Source organism: uncultured Gimesia sp., assembly GCF_963976445.1.
Lineage (GTDB): Bacteria > Planctomycetota > Planctomycetia > Planctomycetales > Planctomycetaceae > Gimesia.
The window spans coordinates 86,392-105,467 of record NZ_CAXBKP010000025.1 but is presented as its reverse complement, the minus strand read 5'-3'; the positions used below and the strand labels follow the sequence as shown (position 1 = coordinate 105,467).

Below are 19,076 nucleotides of genomic sequence, written 5' to 3'. Positions count from 1 at the left end.
GTCAAGACAAGTACTCAGAGACCATTTACGCAACAATACCAATTGAAACATGTTACGACTCGACAGTGCCATTCGTGTCAGGAACCTTTTTGTTGACTTTCCAGTTCCATCGTGTTAAAATCAGTGATTATGGGTAGACCAAAACGCGCGGCTCAAGCTGGATTCATTTATCATGTTCTCAATCGGGCGAATGCTCGGATGACGATTTTCGAGAGCGATGAAGACTATGCCGCGTTTGAGCGGATTTTGTTGGAAGCGGTCGAGCGGTTTGAGATGCAGCTGCTCAGTTATTGTGTGATGCCCCACCATTGGCAACTGGTCGTCTATCCTAGCGAAGACGGCCAACTCTCCCACTTCACAGGCTGGCTCACGCTAACCCACACCCAACGCTGGCACGCCCATCGCAAGAGCACCGGCTCCGGTCACGTCTACCAGGGCATTCCCGATTCAATCAGACGACCATTTACTGACGGTCATGCGTTACGTCGAACGTAACCCCTTGCGGGCGAACATAGTCACGAAAACAGAGGAGTGGGCGTACGGCTCTGCTTGGGCCCTGCAGCAGAAACAGGCCACTCTGGAATGGCTGGCGACACCAAAGAGACCATCGCTACCGCGAAATTGGCGGGCGCTGGTCAACAAACCACAGTCCAACGCCGAGCTGGCCGCCGTCAGGAAATGCATCGTCAGAGGCACTCCCTTCGGCGGTGACAAATGGATCAGCAACACGGCCGTGAGACTCTCTTTGGAAAGCACCACGCGGCCCCGCGGGCGGCCGCGTCTGGAACAATAGACCTGGCTCTTGCAAACGAGCATCAGGTGTTGAAAGTTCATCTGAGAGGGTGCCGGTGATATCTGGTAGGATTTGTTTGCCGTTAGTTTGTTTTCGCACTCTGGTTCGAAACGGCGGCTGGCGCCGAGCCGCTCATGATTAGTGGAATTCTGAAAGTCCTGGATCGTGTTTCTGGTTGGGGCGCAGTGACTCTGCGGGCGGACACATGGGTGCCGCCCCTACTTTTTGTGAGGATAGTTTCGTGCTCTGTTTTTGTGAACTGATTTGTCCATTTTCTACTCGCTGCGCTCGGCTTGAATGTGCATTCGGGGCTCCCCTTGATTATGTGATCAGGCATTTGAAATCGCTGCCCCGTTTCTTTATGCGATTGTTTGTGATGCAGATCTTCGACAAGTGCGTGGGGGCGTCAATGGGGAGTCGTTTATTTTTCTTGCGAACGACACGTGATCGCTCGGGAAGTTATTGTGAAAGTAAGCGAAGGCGGTGTGAAGTGCTGCGATGTCGTTTGATAACTGAGGTGCGGGCGAGCAGTGTTTTTGCAAATCTTGCTGAAACGAGCCGGTTTTATAGTGCTGATTTCCTCAGAGGTTCGAGGACTTCAGCTGAACCAGTAGTGTTCTCGCGCGTGACGCAGGTAACAGGGAATTATTTGAAATGCCATGACACGGTCAAGACAGATATTTTCAGCAGGTGGTTACGGGAATTCAGCAGTGATGATGAAGCATCACATCAGAAAGGGGGCTGAATAGAGTGAAGACGTGACACGCGGCAAAGCGTTGTCGGGGAAGAAAGTAAGAAAATGAGGGCGCAGGGGCTCGAACCCTGGACCTACGGATTAAAAGTCCGTTGCTCTACCAGCTGAGCTACGCCCTCATTAGTTCTTACTGTATCTGATTCGGCTGGAAAATTGAATCGATGGGTTTCGGTTCACGTTCTCGACAGGGCCGATTGATGACTGAGTCAGGATAATAGCAATAAGCACAATGATTTCACAACATTACGGGCAAAAAAAATCATTGTAAATTCATATTTTCTCTAGCCTTAGTCATACAGACGTGGTTTCGCCTGACTGGGTTCGCGGAATCTTGAGTCAGATTGATTTTGAGCACTGAATTTCCCCAAAAACCAGTCAATCTGACTCAGAAACGTTGAATTGGAATCAGGCATCGTAGTCGCTTTGTGTGTACATTCCGTCAATATAGCGCCACATGTCGGAGTTGGGATTTTTCGGTTGTAAGGATTCCGGCAGGCGGTGGGAGCGGACATTATCGTAACACTGCAGCATTGAAAAACGATGAATGGCCGCGGGAATGCCGACCGATGTGAAGACTGGGTGGCCCGTTGAAGGGAAGGGGCCACCATGATTCATTGCGGGGCTGACAGCGACGCCGGTGGGCATTTTGTCGTTCAGGAGCCGACCTACTTTTTGTCGTAAAGCGGGGGCAACTTGTTCGTAGAGCGAGTCGTCTTTGCCGCCGGTATGACTATAAATACAGCCGGTAAGATTTCCTTCGAGGTATTCTGCGATTTGAGCCAACTCTTCGTCGGATTCGGCGACTACGAAGAGCGACGCGTTTCCGAAGGCTTCTTCCTGTAGTGCTTCCGGGTTTTCGATGAACTGGCTGGCACTGACTTTCAACAGGGTATTGGCACAAGAGAAACCGGGGTTGTCTGAGGCTGAGCCGCCTGTGACGAGAGTGGCGCCGGCGGTTTGAATGGCGGCGATTCCAGAGAGGAAGCCTTTCTGGACGCCTTCGCCTAACAGAATGCCGGCGGGGGCCGCTTCGAATTTTTGTTTCACCTGTTCGATGAATGCGTCAGCATCTTCGCCGGCTTTGAGGGCGACCATTCCCGGGTTCGTACAGAATTGGCCGGTCCCCATCAGGCAGCTGCCTTTGAATTCTTCTGCAATCTCGGCGCTTCGTTCTGTTAATGCTTCGGGGAGAATGAAAACCGGGTTGATGCTGGAGAGTTCGAGATACACGGGTTTGCCAGCTTTGTCGGCGGCTTCTTTGATGGTTAAACCGGCACTGCGTCCGCCAGTGTAGCCGATGGCTCCCATCAGTGGATGCGAGACCAGGCGGCAGCCGTCTTCATGGCTCGTGCGATAAATGAGCTGGATGAAACCAGCTGGCATGTTGGTTGCTTTGGCTGCTGCGTCTGCGGCTTCGGCGAAGATCTGAGTTGTTTTAGGATGAGACGAATGCCCTTTGGCGATGACCGGGTTACCGGCTGCGACGGCGGCAGCGAAGTCGCCTCCTGCGATACTGTTGAATGCGAATGGGAAATTGTTGGGGCCGAAGACGGCGACGGGACCGATCGGGCCAAAGAGGGAGCCGATGCCAGCACCCGTGTCGATTATCGGCTGAGCCCAGGAACCTTCGCGTGCGTGCGTGGCTGCTTGTCTCAACTGGTTGGTGGTACGGGGAAGTTCGCCGTCTCTTAATCGCGGCGATTCGGGATAGCCTGTTTCCTGATTCGCAGTCTCGACTAGCGCGTCGGCTCGTTTTTCGATTTCTTCGGCATATGCTTCGAGGAACGCGGCATACCGTTCTCCGGACCAGCCACGCATTTCTTTGGAAGCGGCGGAGGCTGCCTGGACGGCGGATTCAATTTCGTCCCAGGGGCTGACGGGAAACTGTGATTCCAGGGCTTCTGCGGTCGCCGGATTGACGGCTTGAAAAGTTTTGGAAGCTGTGGAAGTAATCCATTGGCCGTTAATGAGAACCGGTTGTATCTGCATGATCTATCCTTCTGAACCTGCCTTTAGGTTGGCAATCGGTTAATATGTGTGTTTGATAATAGTGTAACAATATCTGATCAAAGAAGAATCCATCCACTCTAATGCAGCAATTTGATATCGTGATTTTGGGAGCCGGTTTTGGTGGCAGCCTGACGGCGCTGTTGCTGGACCGCATCGGTTTGTCGGTCGCTTTGATTGATCGCGGAACGCATCCCCGTTTTGCGATCGGAGAATCATCGACACCCGCCGCCGGGTATCTGCTCCGGTCACTCTCTGAACAGTATGATCTTCCACAATTTCAGCCATTTTGCAAGTATGGGACATGGCAGCAGGACTATCCCGACTTGGCCTGTGGTATCAAGCGTGGTTTCAGTTATTTTTCGCATGAGCCACATCAACAGTTTGAAGCGAAACCGCGTCATGCCAGTGAATTGCTGGTGACGGCGAATTTAAGTGATTCCCTGGCGGAGACGCACTGGTATCGGGCCGACGTTGATGCATTTTTTACTGAAGAAGTTCGGAAATCAAACGTGGTATATCTGGATCAGACTGAGGTGATGCTACAGCAGTCAGAAGATTGGGAGATTACGGGAACAAGAAAAGGGGAACCGGTTGCGCTTCAGGCGGCATTTGTGATTGATGCGACAGGGGCGGCGGGGATCGTACCGAATGCGTTGGGGATAGAACCTCAGTCTAAGTTTCTAACGAATTCATCGGCCGTCTATGGGCATTTTGAGAATGTTGTGCCGTGGGCAGAGATGTTAGAGCAGAGTCACGTTGATCGATCTGATTATCCGTTTGACTGCGATCACGCGGCGCTGCATCAGGTGTTACGCGAAGGGTGGATGTGGCAGTTGCGATTCAATAATGGGATTACGAGCGCCGGGTTTGTGTTGAACGGGGATCAGCAAACTGAAGTGGGAGAAGAAGCCTGGGGGCAGCTGTTAGAATGTTATCCATCCCTCGCTGCACAGTTTGCGGGTGCATCGCTGGTGGCACCTGAAGGGGGGCTTGTTTCTACGAATCGATTACAGCGAGGCTGGAAAAAATGTGCTGGAAAGAACTGGGCGCTGTTGCCGCATACAGCGGGATTTATTGATCCACTCCACAGCACCGGGATTGCGCATACGTTATGTGGGATTGAACGCCTGGTTGATTCCCTGAAACGATGCTGGGGTAAAACCGAAATGAAGCAAGCGATGTGTGATTATTCGGAATCGATTCAGGTTGAGCTGGCTTTGATCGATTCACTGGTTGCCGGCTGTTATCGGAGTTTGCCGCATTTTGATTTATTCACGGCGAGTACCCTGTTTTATTTTGCTGCGGCGACCAGTTTTGAGCAGCTGCGATGTGATGAGGGAAGGAAGCCACTGTTTTTGTGCGCGGATGATTCTCACTTCAGACAAGTGGTGCGTGCGTGGCTGGATCTGGTTTCACCGTGCCAGGATCGTAATGACTGTGATGCAACAGACGTCGATCAGGCCATTGAAAGGGCTAAAACATTGTTGAAACCGTGGAATCGAGTGGGTTTATTTGAGCCTGCGATTCCGAATATGTATTACTACACCGCGGCTCCAGAGTCAGAGCCACGGTGAGTATACCGTATCCGTTTTAAGTGATAATGGGAGAACGTTTCTCGGCGAGTTCTTCCATCATCGTCTGAATGTTGGCCGTGATTTCTTCCGGACTGGTGGCGATTCCCGTCATGAGAGAGGCGTTCCAGAAGAGCTGCCGACCACACTGTTTGATAAACGCGTGCTGATCTGCGTTTGACGAAAGTGTACACAGGCGTTTGACCAATTCCGCATCGGGGTTGATTTCCAGAATGCGTTTGGTGGTTGGGAAATCCTTGTTATTCATGCTCAAGACTTTTTGCAGTTGTGAGCTGATGGCACCTTCCGGCATCACGAGACAACAGGGGCTGTCAGTCAAGCGGTCTGATTTGGTGACCGATTCGACCTCATCTTTGAGTTCTTCCTGAATGAGCGAAAGTACTTTTTCAAATTCAGGAGAGAGCGGTTCCTGTTGCTCTGCTTTGGTTTCTGAATTCTCTTCTGATTCTGAATCGGTTTCAGTTTTTTCTGATTCACCGGGCAGTTTCACTTCGGAAGAATCGATCGAGATAATAGTGTGGTCTTCAAAATTCGCCAGATTGGAGAGGACGATTTCATCCATGGGATCTGGCAGGTAGAGAACTTCGATTCCTTTTTTACGGAAGATTTCCAAGTTCGGGTTTTTGGCGATGGTGTTGTAATCGTTCCCGCCGAGATAATAAATTTGTTTCTGACTTTCATCGGCCCGTTCGAGGTAGGCTTCCAGTGAAACCAGTTCGTTCTCAGAAGTTCCCTGGGAAGAGGGGAATCGCAGGAGCTTGGCAAGGGCATCACGATTTTCGAAGTCGGTACCGATTCCTTCTCGCAGGCTGCTGCCGAATTGACGGTAGAAATCGAGATAGTTTTCTTCACTGTCTTTCACCATCGATGCCAAGTGTGAGAGGACACGTTTGGTCAATACTTTTTGGATCTTGCGGAAGATCGTATTGTCCTGCAGAGACTCACGGGAGATGTTGAGCGGCAGGTCTGCGGAATCAACAAGACCGTAAACGAAGCGAAGGTATTCGGGTAATAAATCGCGGTTATCGTTCTGGACGAGGATGCGTTTGGCACAGAGGCTGATGCCGTGTTCTGTACGTCCGAAACCCATCAATTCCAGATTGGTCTGCGGGCAGTATAGGATACTGTGGAACTGAAACGGTGAGTCACTGCTCAGGTGCAGATGCCAGCGTGCCTGTTCTTCACCGTTATGTGCCAGGTATTGATAGAACCCGTCGTATTGTTCCTGGGTGAGTTGAGTTTTGGGCTCCAGCCAGATGGGTGGCTGGTCGTTGACGAGTTCTTCGCCGAGCTTAATGGGATAGGGGACGAACGTGGAATATTTATTCAGGATGAATTTCAGGCGCGTGTCGTTTGTGAATTCGTCCAGCTCTTTGCGGAGATGCAGACGAATGGAGGTTCCCCGTTCAAGATCTTCTTGAGGCTCGATGGTAAAGGAGCCGGTTCCATCGGATTCCCACTTCCAGCCGGTTTCTTCCTGATAGCTGCGGGTAAAAACTTCGACTTTGTCTGCCAGCATGAAAGCCGAGTAAAATCCGACGCCAAACTTGCCGATCAGTGAGACTTCTTCCTTTTCGTCTCCGGATGCGTTTTTCAAAAAGTCGAGCGAGCCACTATGTGCGATCGTACCGATATTTTCGATCAGTTCTGCATGTGTCATGCCGACACCATTGTCGCAGATTCCCAGAATGCGGTTTTCTGTATCCGGTTCCAGGCGAATTTCTAAAGGATTGTCATCTTTGATCGATTCATCTGTGAGAGAGATGAATCGATATTTATCTAACGCATCGGAGGCATTGGATATCAACTCCCGGATGGCAATTTCCCGGTTTTGGTAGAGTGAGTGCGAGAGCAAATCCAAGAGTTTCTTGATTTCAGCTTGAAATGTGAATTTTTCGGATGTTGTTTTTTCGTTCATTGCCTTGCTCTAAATCGTATAAATAAAGTGAACTAAATATTGAGAGCCTCGTCAAAGAGGCGGTGAATGTTCTGTAAATCACGTGGGTTCTGACCTGTTTATAAATGGAATGGCATTTATTGTAAAGTTGCCCAGTCCAACTCATGGTGGCTACTGAAAAGAAATCCTCGTAAAAGACATTTGTAATCTGCTGGTTGACTGAGTAATAATAAGATGTTTGAGCTCGGGGCGGAATCCCCGGGGATTTTATGAAATAGGACTGCATAGGCAGATTCTTACTATACAATATTAGACATCTCACGGAGACCTCGCTCATGGAATTTTATTCACGTCGTGATTTTTTGAAAACTTCTGCTCTGGGTGGTGCTCTGGCATTGGGGGGCGGCCTGACGGGTTCTGTCTTCGGTGAGAAAAAACCAGCGAAACAGGCACAGTATGGTCTGGTGACGTATCAGTGGGCCAAGGATTGGGATTTGCCGAGCTTATTGAAAAACTGTAAAACTGCAAATGTGCTGGGTGTCGAGCTACGAACGACTCATAAACATGGCGTCGAGCGAACACTCAGTAATACGGAACGCAAAGAAGTCGCGAAGCAATTTGCCGATAGTCCGGTTACGCTGGTAGGAATGGGCAGTAATGAGCGATTTGATAATCCCGATGCGGCCGTTCTGAAGAAATCGATTGCTGATACACAGGATTTCATCAAACTGAGTCATGATGTGGGGGGCACGGGAGTCAAAGTGAAGCCCGATTCATTTCACAAAGGTGTTTCAGAAGAAGAGACGATTGAACAGATTGGTCGTTCTTTGAATCAGGTTGGGAAATATGGTGCCGACTGGGGGCAGCAGATTCGGTTGGAAGTCCACGGCAAGTGTGCTCATCTGCCAACGATTCGGAAAATTCTGGATGTCGCAGATCACCCCAATGTGGCGATTTGCTGGAACTGCAATAAGCAGGATCTGGAAGGGGCCGGTCTAGATGCCAATTTTGCGATGGTCAAAGATCGGTTAGGAAACACGACGCACATTCACGATCTGATCCACAATCCTTATCCCCACAAGCGGTTCTTTGAATTGATGGCAGGTGCGAATTATACCGGGTGGTTGATGCTCGAAGAAGGGAAGCTTCCTAAGCAGGATACTGTTGCAGCTTTAGCAGAGCAGCGTAAAGTATTCGATCAGATGTGGGCGCAGGCGCAAGACAGCTAAACGCTTTCAGCGGAATTTCGAACTGCGAGTGTCTGAGAGAATATCTGCTTAAGGAGACTCACAGTTTGAATTGCCGTGCGCATTCTGTTCTTTGATTGCGGCATAGACTTCTTCACGATGAACGGTAATGTCTTTCGGCGCATCAATTCCGAGGCGGACCTTATCGTTCTTGATTTCGATCACCATCAATGTGATCGAATCTCCAATAATGATTTTTTCATCTTTTTTTCGGCTGAGTACAAGCATCGCGATTCCCTGCGAATAAGTGGGGACATCTTTGTTACAGGCTTTTTCTGATTATGTAAAACAACATGTTTTGAAAAAGCGACACTTGAAACTTAGCGTACTGTTTTGGGGTGTCTGCTTTGATCTGAAAAAAAAGGAAGGATATCTGGTAACCGATTCGCGCAAATGGTCAATTGTAACGATTATTCCATTTGGTCTGGCCTGATAATCCAGCAGGCTGTCAGTGATCAGCCTCACTCATCAGGCCAGAATGCTGACCGGAGCACCCACCTGGATGGTAGAGGATGTCTCATCGGGGAGTTTAGAAAGCCTGGTGTTGACGGCAAGGCGGTACATATTCTGGAATAAATCGAGTGGTGCCCAGGCTGGGAATGTCTCTTTTCGTTTTCGAATGAATTCTTTCATAAACTTAGCGTCTGTGTCTCCTGTGAACGGATTGCGGGAGGGGACAACGCACCGTTTACAGGGATTAGAGCCTGCCAGGGTGACGGGGCCGATCTGGAACAAGACTGGTGGCTCCATGGCTGAGTAGAGTCGGTCTTCACAAAACGGGAGATCACCTGTGAATTCGAGATTAGCGCGGAAACGAAGCCTGAGTTCATCGACGGTGATTTCCGGGAACCAGCGGCTCAGCTCTGCATAGGTTTGTGTGCTAATGATGGTTGGTCCTGGTGCTTCAAGATCATCGGGAAAACCCGATATCGTATTCTCTTTTAATGTGACTCGCTGGTTGAAGTATTCGCTGAACCAATTTTCCAGTTCTGTTTTTTGTTCAATCAGATGGAATGAAAGCGTTGTTGGTGATGTCTCCGGAGCGGAGAGTGTGACTGACTGCTGTGCTAAATCAAATACCGAACGGATTCGATGAATGGCCGGATTTTTTTTTGCGTTGATTACATTTTCTGACTGATCGAACAAAGCAAATTGTCGGTCTCCAGACAGCGCGCCGCCGGGCAGTATCTCTGCCTGTTCAACAAAAACCGGATCCAGGGATTTAATTGGATATAAGGCGATTCGGGAAAGAGTCCACATTTCTTTGGTCTCTGCTCCATGATGAGGGTTAACGTGGGGCATCCTACTGTAGTAATTGTTTCAGGTCTTGTATTTCTATTTTGAAATCAATAATTCCAGTCGGATCCAGGAAACGGTCGATTCGGTCTGCAGTATCTCGACACAGGCTGGCAATGCGTGACTGGGCGGCTCTATTGTTCTGCTGCTGAGCGGCTTTGATAGCCGACACACGAATTACGCTCAATTTGTCCTGGTAGATCTGTTGAGGCGAAATCCCACTTTCCAGTTTCCTGACTCCTTCGTCGACTTTTTTCCATTCCTTATTTTTCGCCCATTTTCTGATGCGGGACATTTCCATGGAAAGTGAGGCGACGGCTTCGATCAGCTCTCCATTTAATACAGCCAGTTCCCCTTCAACATTCAAACGAATGCGATCATCGGGAATTTGAATGGTGACCTCGGGGGCGATTCCCGGGATGTAAGGGACGTTGGCGACCAGTGCTTTTCCGCTGCGCACATACAACCAGATGAGGGGATGTTGTGGATCAGTGTGCAGAGTGACTGTTCCACTACGGTTCGTTAAAGATTCGTCGAGAATATAACTTTTAGTATTTGGTTGAGCGGTTTTGTCTTTCTCTTTTTGTTTTTTTGCTTCGATTTGCCGTTGCCGGACTTCCTGAGGGGCCAGTAGTGATGTTTGGACTCGCATCCCCGCGTAGGATTGAGTGGAAGTTCTGCGCGGGATCAATGATAGATTGGTTTGTGGGTACCTGGGTTTTACATGCAGAGCGAGCGTTTCTACTCTGCGTCGGCTTCCGCTTAAAATGCCACGCAGGCCTGAAGAAATGGAACAGGTGGCATATTTGCGATTGATGTCTTCCAGAATCAGATACGTCCAGGGAATAAACTGAATGTTTTTGACTTCCCGATCTCGATTCAGGTATCGGAGGAAGGGGTGGAAATAGAAGTCTTTCTCTAAAGTGCTGACGCTGGGGTCGGGCGTTAAATACTGGCTGCCTTGCTCGCTGACGGTGACCAGCTCTCCGTTCACATTCTCAATTGTAATGATCGACGAAAATAAATCGCGAATGGAATCAAAAATGGTGTCAGCAAGAAATGACTTTTCATACGTTTTCTGTTTTTCCAGCGGACTGAGTCGTTGTGAGAGTGAATCGAACTCTCTTGCGGAAACCTGATATCCAATGCCATTTGGCTCGATCACTAACAGGAACAGCTTTTCAAACGATTGTTGGGGATAGCGTTTCATGATGTCCTCTGTCTCTAAACGCACTAATCCCTCACTGGAAGCAAGAGGCAGCCAGTCATTCTCATAGATCCCGACGGCTGTTTCTGCCTTAGCTTCACTTTGCTCTGCTTGGGACAGGATCCATTTTTCACCGACCGACCGCTCAATGACCTGTTGGAGCTTTTCTTGCAGCTGTGATCGGTATTCAGGATTCAAGCGTGAATTCGGAGCGTAGGCAATTTCGATTCTGATGCGGTAGGGCCTGAGGCTGATATGCCGTGACTCGATTGATGGGGCTGATGTCTGTTCCGATTGCGCAACGGCAGAAGACACTGGGGACAGAACAAGTCCCCAGAGCAGAGTGGCAGCCAGGCAGATTTTGAAATCATCGAACACACGCATTATTTTACCAATATCAGTCTTTCCTATTAATATGGCCATCTCGCGTCTCGCTATTTATAAGTGAACGATTCCACATTCGGATAGCGGGGCGTTGTAATCCATTGCTCCACATTGTCGTAGAAATTCAAAGGCCGGTCTGCGTAACCTTTAATATTTGTCCGGAACACATGGAACTGGTCGATTTCCCACAAGGGGACAATATGTGCCATGGAATAGAGTTGCTGCTGTAGTTTCTTGATGAGTGCTGTTGCTGTTTCCCAGTCGGTTGCTTCATCCAGTTCAATTAATTTCTGTCGCATCCAGTCTGGGAAGATTTTTAGCGATTCGATCTGCGCGCCCTTTCCCACAGTCAGAAAAGGCCAGAGCTCCATGACCGGTTCTGTTATGGTTACAGTGCGGTAGACAATATCCCATTTTAAATTCTTCTTTTCTGCTTCTTCTGCGGTATTGGGGATCAGAGTGACCTGGACCCCAATTCTAGCCCAGGCTTTGATTAATTCTTGTGCAGCTTCCTGTGCTTCCGGGTTGGGATCGCAGAGCATGTGTAACGGTGGGAAATTTCCACCCAGTTTCTTTTGTGATGCGACCGATAACGCAACGGCTAAGGGAAAATTATATTCGCGCTGGGGAACCTGTTGATTGTAGGCCTGTAGCCCGGTGTAATACGGGGCGGTTATCAATCGGCCGTTTAAGAGTTTCGATTCGTGCAACAGGGTTTCTGTGAGGATTTTCTTTCGATCAATCGCATAAGCGAGAGCCCGACGCAACTCCACGATTTTCAGAGGATTGCTTTCCGGGTTAAACTGCAGCACATGTGATAAGGGGATTTCGCTTTGTACAACATTGTATTCTTCCTGATCCTGGAAAAACGAAACCAGTTTGGCAGGCAAGAAGGGGAGCGCAGAGACTTCGCCAAGTAATAAAGCCTGGAATGATTTTTCAAAACTGGGGTATCTGATTTCGTTGATTTGGGCAATGTTATAATCCCGCAGATCAGAAGGCTCCGGAACCGCACGTGCATATGAAACCTGTCTTGGAGTATCCTGATCCACAATAAATCGACTCGAGACGAATCTCTCTGGTTTTTGTGGATTGCTTTCCGAATCGACAGCGACGTTTTCCCAGATGGGGGCGGCCTGAATGGGCAGCGACAATAACCATTCCGTACGTAAGGGAACCTGATCAAAATAAATACTGAATGCAAAGGGGGCCGTGGTTGAAACCGACCGCACATAACTGTCAAAACGTTCGTCGTATTGACTATTTCCCGGAGTGATTTTATTTTGCAGGAATTGAGTGATGTCGGCAGCCATTAACATTGGGTGTGATTCCCAGGTGGCATAGGAATGTCGCAGAACAAAATCGGCACGGCGTCCCAGATCGGTTGGTTCCCACAGTTCAAAGAAGCGACTCTGGTATTGGGGAGTTTGATCGACGCGACCGACCTCAAATAATGGGATTTGCGTCAGCTTTTGATGACGGCGGGTTGGATTTCGTTCCAGAAAGAACGGGCTTTTCTCCAACCCTGTTTCGAGGACACCGACATTGAGTACCGGATAACGATTATGATAGCGGAGCAATAATTCGCGAAGTCGAGGGTTAGCTGGCCAGACAGTTGATGCCTGGGAGACTAACTGAATCGCTTGCTGGTACTGATTTTGCTTTGCTTCCTGCTCTGCCTGGTTCAAGATGGTATCAGACTGACTCAGTAAAGACTCTTTCCATTTGGTAACGGTTTGTTGTCTGGGAAACATTGTGGAAAGACGTTTCAAGTAGAAATGCGCCTTTCGAAACGCGCCCTCTTTCACTGCTTGAGTGATAATGACATCTATTACTTCGCCTGCCAGTTTACTTAAACCCGGATATTCCGGTGAGCGGCCGTGTAAATCATCGATGAAAGCCAGCGCGTTATCGTATTGTTGTGATTTCTGTTTGTCCCTGGCTTCCAAGAGCAGCAACCGCTGTTGGCGCTGGTCAAATCCGGGCCAGTCACGATGCTTGCGGTCGAGGATCAGCAACAGTTCAAACGCGGTCTTTAAATCGTTTAACTTCAATAGCTCATCGATCCGCTTCAGGATTTGATCTTCATGATGGATGACTTGTTTGACGTTTTTTCTCTGGATGCGGTATTCAGGGTTCTCTTTATCGTTCACGAGCGTCAATAGGAGGAAGTTATATGCTGCTCGCATTTTGCGTTGCTCATCTATTTCTGCTTTGCTTTTAGGTTTGGGCCAGTTATAACTTTCTTTCATTGCGACATCGAGTTGCCCCAGTGTATCCGGACGCGGATAGATGGGTTCTACGATCAGTACATAATCGTTTTCGAGTACGATCCAGTCGACGGGCGGTTTTTTCAGCAGTTCTTCAACCGTCGGGATCTGCATCTCTTCAATTTTGGGTAAGGGGGGCTCTTTTTCTTCTTCCGGGGGAGCGGTTTCTGGTGAATCTTTTTTATCTGCTGCCGCTTTAGCCGATTTTTTATTGTCGGGAGTTGGTTTTTGCGCGACAGAGATTGACTGACCGCCAAAGAAGAGAAGCAAGGTCAAGAGTCCGACGTGCAGTATGAATATTTTGGAAGCAATCATAGTGCTGCTTGTCCTTTCTGCTGCAGGACCTGATCAATTCGGTACAAGCTTCCATCAACGGTTGGTACGATGATGAGGTTTTTCAGATTGACAATTGATCCGCTCGCAGGCAAAGGTACTTTGGCCTCTGATTGTATTTTACCTGATTGCGGGTCTATCGACAGCAGAGCTCCATTCTGCAGTGATAGCAAAAGCTGCTTGTCTATCATTGACGGAGGGCCTGCCAGAGCGGTGTCTGGCAGATTGAGATCCCATGTTTTCTGAAGATCATTCGATATACTGAAACAGCTTAGATTTTGTTTCGATTCGACAAACAGAAAAGTATCAGTGATCCAGAGGTCATTGGTTGCAGGAGATGGCAGTTGTAGTTTTGTTTTCACTTGAGCCGTTTTTGCGTCGAGCAGTTGCAGTTGTCCTGATGCGTCGGTGACTGCCAGAACATCGTTTCCTTTTGCTGCATTAAAGTCGATCGGCTGTTTGAGGTCGGCAATCGATAATACGGCAAGATGACGGACGGGAGTGGTGCGATACTGCAGTGAGATCATCTGGCCGCTGGTTGTGATCGCGATGCATTGATCTTGTGAGACTGGAATTAACTGTTTCCATTTTGCGTTTTTAGCAATGTTTTCCGGGAGAGCGAATTCCTGAACCGTGTTGATTCCTCGTCCTTTCCGAAAGACAGCGATCCTTTTCTCGAAAGGGAGCGCGATGCCGTCACCCAGTAAAACGGGCATTGTATCTAACGGGGTTTTCAGTTCGATGGTTTGTTCGAGTTGACCAAAGGAATTGAGAATCCAGAGCGTCGGTTCTGGAGAGCCACAATAAACGGCTATTTTTCCATTTGCAAATTGAGTTGTTTGCGGTGGCGTGGAGAGGCCTTCTGGAAGCTTCAACTGGGTAATCGTTTTTTCTATAAAGCTTGTTGCGTCTGGTACAAAATCATTATTTCGAAGTCGAAAGACATCGCCATCTGATGTGATGCAGAGCAAACCATCAGTTTGCTTCTCTCCATAAGGATAGGTCGCGAGGATATCTGTGCCTAAAATCGATTTCCAGGTACTGGTCATATCATCGCGGTTGGCGATTGTGAAGATCACGGAGTTGGATGAAAGCAGTCTGCGAGCCAGATACAGATTATTGCCTATCAATTGCATGGGTTGTGCGCCTAAGCCATCTGCAATCTTTTTCTTGTCCATTTTAATTCCGGTATTGAGCAGCGTGAATTTACGAAGAGCCGAACTGCTCATCCAGAGTTGGCCTCCAGAACCTGCAGAAAGGTAGCTCTGGCAGGAAAGCGGGTCTTGTAGTTGATATGAGGCAATTTCGGATAATTTTCGTTTGCCTTCTTCATCGGTGACAGTAAATGCGGTAATGCGTTCGGGAACGGTGGGGAAAAATAACTGCTTACCCCGAAGGACAGGCATGCTTTGCACGTGTCCTTTGATTCGAAATTGTTCCAGTTCGCTTAGTGACGCGTTTTCTCCGTTTCCATCCAGGACATGTAGCAGGGCAGAGTCAGCGCGGTCATTTTCACACACCAGAAGTAATTTTCCCATGGAAATAATGGGGATCTTCACTGTCCCAGGTCGGTGACCCAGAGAAGTGACTTTCCGGCATTCGAAAGGACGTAGAGAGACCATGTATACGACGGATTCATATCCGGCGACGGCGACCGCTTGTTCTCCGTAGACTAGACCGGGGGCGCCGACCAACGGTTGGGCAAATTTGAGTTGTGAATTAATATTGCCAGTGAGTAAATCGATATTTAATAAATCGCCTGAATTGCAGGAAACGATAATCAACCCCTGGTGAATCAATGGTTTTCCTGAAGGGGGGGCTGGCATTTTTTGCCGCCAGACTAACTTCCCGTCTTTTTGAGTCACACACAAGAGTTCCTGATGCCGCGTATCATAGAGCAGTAAGGAAGGTTTATTGCCCGAGAACGTGATGGGAGCAAAGGGAACATCCAAGCCAACCGGACGTCGCCAGATGGGATCGCCCGTTACCGAATCGATTCCAAAACAACTACCGTTGGCCAGAGCGAAAATATTCCGCCCGTCAGATACTTCGTTCGATCGAGATTGGGTATGGAGTGCCAGTGTGACTGATTGTGGAAAGGTTTCAGGGTACTCATCTGTTGCAGCGGCGACAGGTTCATTGTTTGCCTGAATCAGTCCTTTTTCAACATTCAGGATTTGAGGCAGGATGGTTGCCATCTTGCGGTCATTTTTATAGTACGGGTACCGATCCAGCAGATGGCGTCTCCGTTTGATTGCCTGGAGTGTATTTTTTTGTTTGATGGCCTGTTCAATTTCTTTGACGGCGACGTCAAAGACTTCTTTCCGCATGATCTCCGCTTCTGCTTTATCATAACCGGCTTTGATTTTGATTAACGTTTCAGTAGGGGGAGCATCCTGCGGGCTGTAACGGGTGAGAATACTTTCAGCATTTTTGGAAACGGTTAACAACTCACGTTCCTTCGTGCGGCTGGCTGTTTCCACTGCGCCAAGTGCGATACGCTGACCGTAATCAACGAGTGTCGGATAGAGTTCTTTGAAGTTCGCATCATCACGGTGTTTTTTGATGAATTTGTTGGTTGCCTCCAGCCCCGCATTCCAGGCAGGTGTTGAACCGGAGATCTCTTTTTCAACAAAGGATTTGCTTAATAAAATGCGTGCTTCGTCTGCGTAATCGCTCTTATTATAATTTTCCTGGAAATGCTCGAAGAGTTGAATCGCCTGCGCGTATTTTCCTGCTTCCATTTCCTGGACGGCGGCGTCAAAGTGACGTTTTGCCGTATCACGTCCGATGATAAACCAGAATGTGAGTGCTGTCAGAGCCAAAAGTACGGTGCCGCCGGTAAGTGAGAGCACCAGTGGTGAGCGCACGATTTGGCGTTCTCCCGGGCGAACTGCATTTCGGGACGAGCGGTGTCGAATCCGATCTTTGAGCGAGAGAGTGCTGTTTTTGTTCGTTCTTGTAGATGTCTCAGACTCGTCCGGTTCATCAGATGCATGCTCGCTGGAGCGAGACAAAAATTGTTTCGGGGCGGGGGACGCTGGCTTATCGGGTTCGGTCTCCCCAAGGAGTTCTGCCGCCGATTCCAGGTCCAGATCATCATCGGGGACCAGTTCTTCTTCCGGTATTACCTCTGGCTTTGGTGATGTTTTCTCTTTTCTCGTTTTGGACGATTTCTTCTTTTTCGATTTTGAATCTGTTTTAGCTGAGGGTTCCCTGGCCGATTTTGAACTTGCTTCTGTTGTTTCTTTGAGTTCCACAGGCGGGCGCAGTGCGAGTTCAAGCTCATCCTGGCTGACCGGTTTCAGATCATACATGGAACTTTCCTGATCGCCTGTGACATCGGGCAGCGGCGCGTTTAGATCCAGTAGGTCAACTTCATCCACAAACAGGATGTCTGCTTCTCCGATGCGAATTAAATCGCCATCGTTCAAAAGCGTCCGTCCGGACATGGTACCATTGATTTCGATCCCATCACTGGTTGCTGCTAAGGCCTCATATCCTTTTTTATTCCAACTGATACGGCATTGCATTGAAGCGACGCCAGCATCTTCAATCTGAAGATCATTTGAAGAATGACTGCCGATTGAAACAGGCTGTTGCTTGGATAGCTCAATTACCTGAGTATTTCCGGACAAGAATGATATTTCTAAACTGGCCATTTCAATTACTTATCTTAACAGAAGATCGTGAAGCGAATGATGCGGAAATCAGATTCCTGCCAGGTGTCAGTCTTCAGGACCGCGATAGGTGGCGAGTCTGATTTTCTGCATACCGACTTCGTTGGCAGCATCAACGACAGCAACAACTGTTTCATGCCGGGCTGCTTTATGCGCGCTAAGTACTAATTCCCGTTTGGGTTTTCCATCTTGATCGCGACGGTCTAAAATTGCCTGAACAATTTCGGACGGATTCGAAAGTCTGGTGTCATCAACGTAAATTGCATTATTATTATCAATTTCGACGATAATCGATTCATCGCGGAAATCATCGAGTGTTTGCAGTGACTGTGAAACGCCATCTTCGTCGGGATTCGGGGGTGGCACCTGAATGCTTTTTTGCAGACTGAACGATGCGGTGATCATGAAAAAGATCAGTAAGAGAAAGGTGACATCGACCATCGGAGTCAGGTCCATCTCTTCAAAATCTGAGTCTGCAGATCGGATTGAAAATCCATCATCATCATCATCATCGTCGTCGTCGTCATCTTCATCTTCAAATCCCAGTGTGGCGACGGTTGGCGCATTAGACGCTGTGGCTGTCGGTTTCTTTACTTCTGTTTCACTGACAGGGGTAGCGGGTTCAGGGGATTCTGATTTAGAAGAAGTAATGGGTTCTTCGAGAGGGGGCCCCTCTTCCGAGCTGGGTTCCTGTATCTCGGGCGGAGTGGCTTTGGCTGTGTGCGGCTTTTCTAGCTGCTCTTCCAGAGCATCAGTAACAGCGGGCTGCTTTGTTTCTTCGACAGCTGCCTCTTCCCAGTCTTCTTCGAGGAGTTCATCCCAGCTTTCTCCGAGTGGCCCTAAATTATCCAGATCGTCAAGAAGTTGATTCTGGTCCTGATCCAGCGGCGTGATTCCCTTGGGAGTCAGGTCTGCTTCCGTAGGCGGTGCTGGTGTGTTTTTCGTCTGTTCTGAGCGACGGGATTGGCTTTCGGATGGAATCGTAATCTGGCCGTGGCACGCAGGGCAGGAAACGGACTTTCCTGCTTTCTTGCTGGCTACGCTTAATTTCTGACCACATTGATTACAATAAAACTTGATAGGCATTGCTAAATCAGGATCTCACTATCTTGTTGAGGGATATTGATTCTCAATTGTTTTTCTTCTCTTCAATTCCGATATAAAATTTAACTCCGTCGACTTCCGTTACAGCCCGAGTGACTTCCTGGACGAATCCATGGGGTACACCACGATCTGCTTTAATAATTACATCCACGACACCAGCCTGAAATCGTTCACGGATATGTGCCGTCAGTTCTGCCAGTGTTACTTCTGTCGTGCCGCTTGCTTCTTTCAATTCGACAACGCTGGTTCCGTTTAAACCATTTCCATCGTTATGAACCAGTACCATTGTCGATCCGCGGGTATCAACGCCGACTCCGTGTCGTGCCACCGGGACGTCGGAGTCCTGTGTGGCCTGCATGGTGGAAGTCACCATGAAAAAAATGAGGAGTAGGAAGGTGACATCAATCATCGGGGTGATGTCCAGATCGTCTGCCGCTCCACCTGATGTGGACTTTTTTTTCCAGCCATTGCCATCTGAATTAAATAATGTTTTTTTGTTAGCCATGTTC

General features: G+C 48.8%; 13 protein-coding genes and 1 tRNA gene. 4 read left to right on the top strand and 10 right to left on the bottom strand.

The features are described from left to right. The first annotated feature begins 129 nt into the window (after window positions 1-129). Complete coding sequence (locus AAC022_RS21855) at window positions 130-495, top strand: transposase (RefSeq protein WP_339734443.1); 366 nt, start codon at window positions 130-132, stop codon at window positions 493-495. Beyond that, complete coding sequence (locus AAC022_RS21850; protein WP_339734441.1) at window positions 476-793, top strand: hypothetical protein; 318 nt, start codon at window positions 476-478, stop codon at window positions 791-793. Before AAC022_RS21855 ends, AAC022_RS21850 begins: the two co-directional genes overlap by 20 nt. An 800-nt stretch (window positions 794-1,593) precedes the next feature. Here AAC022_RS21850 and AAC022_RS21845 read toward each other — a convergent pair. Both AAC022_RS21845 and AAC022_RS21840 read right to left on the bottom strand, forming a co-directional pair. Beyond that, window positions 1,594-1,666, bottom strand: a tRNA-Lys gene (locus AAC022_RS21845). A 286-nt stretch (window positions 1,667-1,952) separates the two neighbouring features. Continuing rightward, window positions 1,953-3,536, bottom strand: coding sequence for an aldehyde dehydrogenase (NADP(+)) (locus AAC022_RS21840; RefSeq protein WP_339734438.1), 1,584 nt, complete (start codon window positions 3,534-3,536; stop codon window positions 1,953-1,955). A gap of 101 nt (window positions 3,537-3,637) precedes the next feature. Here AAC022_RS21840 and AAC022_RS21835 point away from each other — a divergent pair, with 101 nt between their 5' ends. Continuing rightward, the gene (locus tag AAC022_RS21835) at window positions 3,638-5,131 is read left to right on the top strand and encodes an FAD-dependent oxidoreductase (RefSeq protein WP_339734436.1); all 1,494 of its coding nucleotides are present in this window, start codon (window positions 3,638-3,640) and stop codon (window positions 5,129-5,131) included. A gap of 16 nt (window positions 5,132-5,147) precedes the next feature. On the opposite strand, the gene htpG is transcribed toward AAC022_RS21835, so the two are convergent. Then, a complete protein-coding gene (gene htpG, locus AAC022_RS21830; RefSeq protein WP_339734434.1) occupies window positions 5,148-7,067 on the bottom strand; it encodes a molecular chaperone HtpG in 1,920 nt (639 codons plus the stop codon). A gap of 314 nt (window positions 7,068-7,381) precedes the next feature. Between htpG and AAC022_RS21825 the strand changes: the two genes are divergently transcribed. After that, complete coding sequence (locus AAC022_RS21825; protein WP_339734432.1) at window positions 7,382-8,275, top strand: TIM barrel protein; 894 nt, start codon at window positions 7,382-7,384, stop codon at window positions 8,273-8,275. Between the two features lie 48 nt (window positions 8,276-8,323). On the opposite strand, the gene csrA is transcribed toward AAC022_RS21825, so the two are convergent. The 7 genes from csrA to AAC022_RS21790 all read right to left on the bottom strand — a co-directional run bounded on the left by csrA (window position 8,324) and on the right by AAC022_RS21790 (window position 19,072). After that, window positions 8,324-8,521 carry a carbon storage regulator CsrA gene (csrA, locus tag AAC022_RS21820; RefSeq protein ID WP_339734430.1) on the bottom strand — a complete coding sequence of 66 codons (198 nt, stop codon included), beginning with the start codon at window positions 8,519-8,521 and terminating at the stop codon, window positions 8,324-8,326. A gap of 240 nt (window positions 8,522-8,761) precedes the next feature. Further along, window positions 8,762-9,553, bottom strand: coding sequence for an MOSC N-terminal beta barrel domain-containing protein (locus AAC022_RS21815; protein ID WP_339734428.1), 792 nt, complete (start codon window positions 9,551-9,553; stop codon window positions 8,762-8,764). Window positions 9,554-9,596: 43 nt separating this feature from the next. Then, window positions 9,597-11,219 carry a hypothetical protein gene (locus AAC022_RS21810; RefSeq protein ID WP_339734426.1) on the bottom strand — a complete coding sequence of 541 codons (1,623 nt, stop codon included), beginning with the start codon at window positions 11,217-11,219 and terminating at the stop codon, window positions 9,597-9,599. An 11-nt stretch (window positions 11,220-11,230) separates the two neighbouring features. Next, window positions 11,231-13,765 (bottom strand): ABC transporter substrate-binding protein, encoded by a 2,535-nt coding sequence (locus AAC022_RS21805; protein WP_339734424.1) that lies wholly within the window; start codon window positions 13,763-13,765, stop codon window positions 11,231-11,233. After that, the gene (locus AAC022_RS21800; RefSeq protein WP_339734422.1) at window positions 13,762-17,421 is read right to left on the bottom strand and encodes a PQQ-binding-like beta-propeller repeat protein; all 3,660 of its coding nucleotides are present in this window, start codon (window positions 17,419-17,421) and stop codon (window positions 13,762-13,764) included. Before AAC022_RS21800 ends, AAC022_RS21805 begins: the two co-directional genes overlap by 4 nt. 90 nt (window positions 17,422-17,511) lie before the next feature. After that, window positions 17,512-18,549: a biopolymer transporter ExbD gene (locus tag AAC022_RS21795; protein WP_339734420.1), complete on the bottom strand. Its 1,038-nt coding sequence runs from the start codon at window positions 18,547-18,549 to the stop codon at window positions 17,512-17,514. Between the two features lie 43 nt (window positions 18,550-18,592). Then, window positions 18,593-19,072, bottom strand: coding sequence for a biopolymer transporter ExbD (locus AAC022_RS21790; protein ID WP_339734418.1), 480 nt, complete (start codon window positions 19,070-19,072; stop codon window positions 18,593-18,595). Window positions 19,073-19,076: the final 4 nt, after the last annotated feature.

Excerpts from the sequence above, each read along its gene's own strand:
- AAC022_RS21810 (WP_339734426.1), bottom strand. The coding sequence starts at position 11,219 with ATGGCCATATTAATAGGAAAGACTGATATTGGTAAAATAATGCGTGTG.
- AAC022_RS21825 (WP_339734432.1), top strand. The coding sequence starts at position 7,382 with ATGGAATTTTATTCACGTCGTGATTTTTTGAAAACTTCTGCTCTGGGT.
- AAC022_RS21795 (WP_339734420.1), bottom strand. The coding sequence starts at position 18,549 with ATGCCTATCAAGTTTTATTGTAATCAATGTGGTCAGAAATTAAGCGTA.
- AAC022_RS21805 (WP_339734424.1), bottom strand. The coding sequence starts at position 13,765 with ATGATTGCTTCCAAAATATTCATACTGCACGTCGGACTCTTGACCTTG.
- htpG (WP_339734434.1), bottom strand. The coding sequence starts at position 7,067 with ATGAACGAAAAAACAACATCCGAAAAATTCACATTTCAAGCTGAAATC.
- AAC022_RS21840 (WP_339734438.1), bottom strand. The coding sequence starts at position 3,536 with ATGCAGATACAACCGGTTCTCATTAACGGCCAATGGATTACTTCCACA.
- AAC022_RS21835 (WP_339734436.1), top strand. The coding sequence starts at position 3,638 with ATGCAGCAATTTGATATCGTGATTTTGGGAGCCGGTTTTGGTGGCAGC.
- AAC022_RS21855 (WP_339734443.1), top strand. The coding sequence starts at position 130 with ATGGGTAGACCAAAACGCGCGGCTCAAGCTGGATTCATTTATCATGTT.
- csrA (WP_339734430.1), bottom strand. The coding sequence starts at position 8,521 with ATGCTTGTACTCAGCCGAAAAAAAGATGAAAAAATCATTATTGGAGAT.
- AAC022_RS21790 (WP_339734418.1), bottom strand. The coding sequence starts at position 19,072 with ATGGCTAACAAAAAAACATTATTTAATTCAGATGGCAATGGCTGGAAA.
- AAC022_RS21850 (WP_339734441.1), top strand. The coding sequence starts at position 476 with ATGCGTTACGTCGAACGTAACCCCTTGCGGGCGAACATAGTCACGAAA.
- AAC022_RS21815 (WP_339734428.1), bottom strand. The coding sequence starts at position 9,553 with ATGTGGACTCTTTCCCGAATCGCCTTATATCCAATTAAATCCCTGGAT.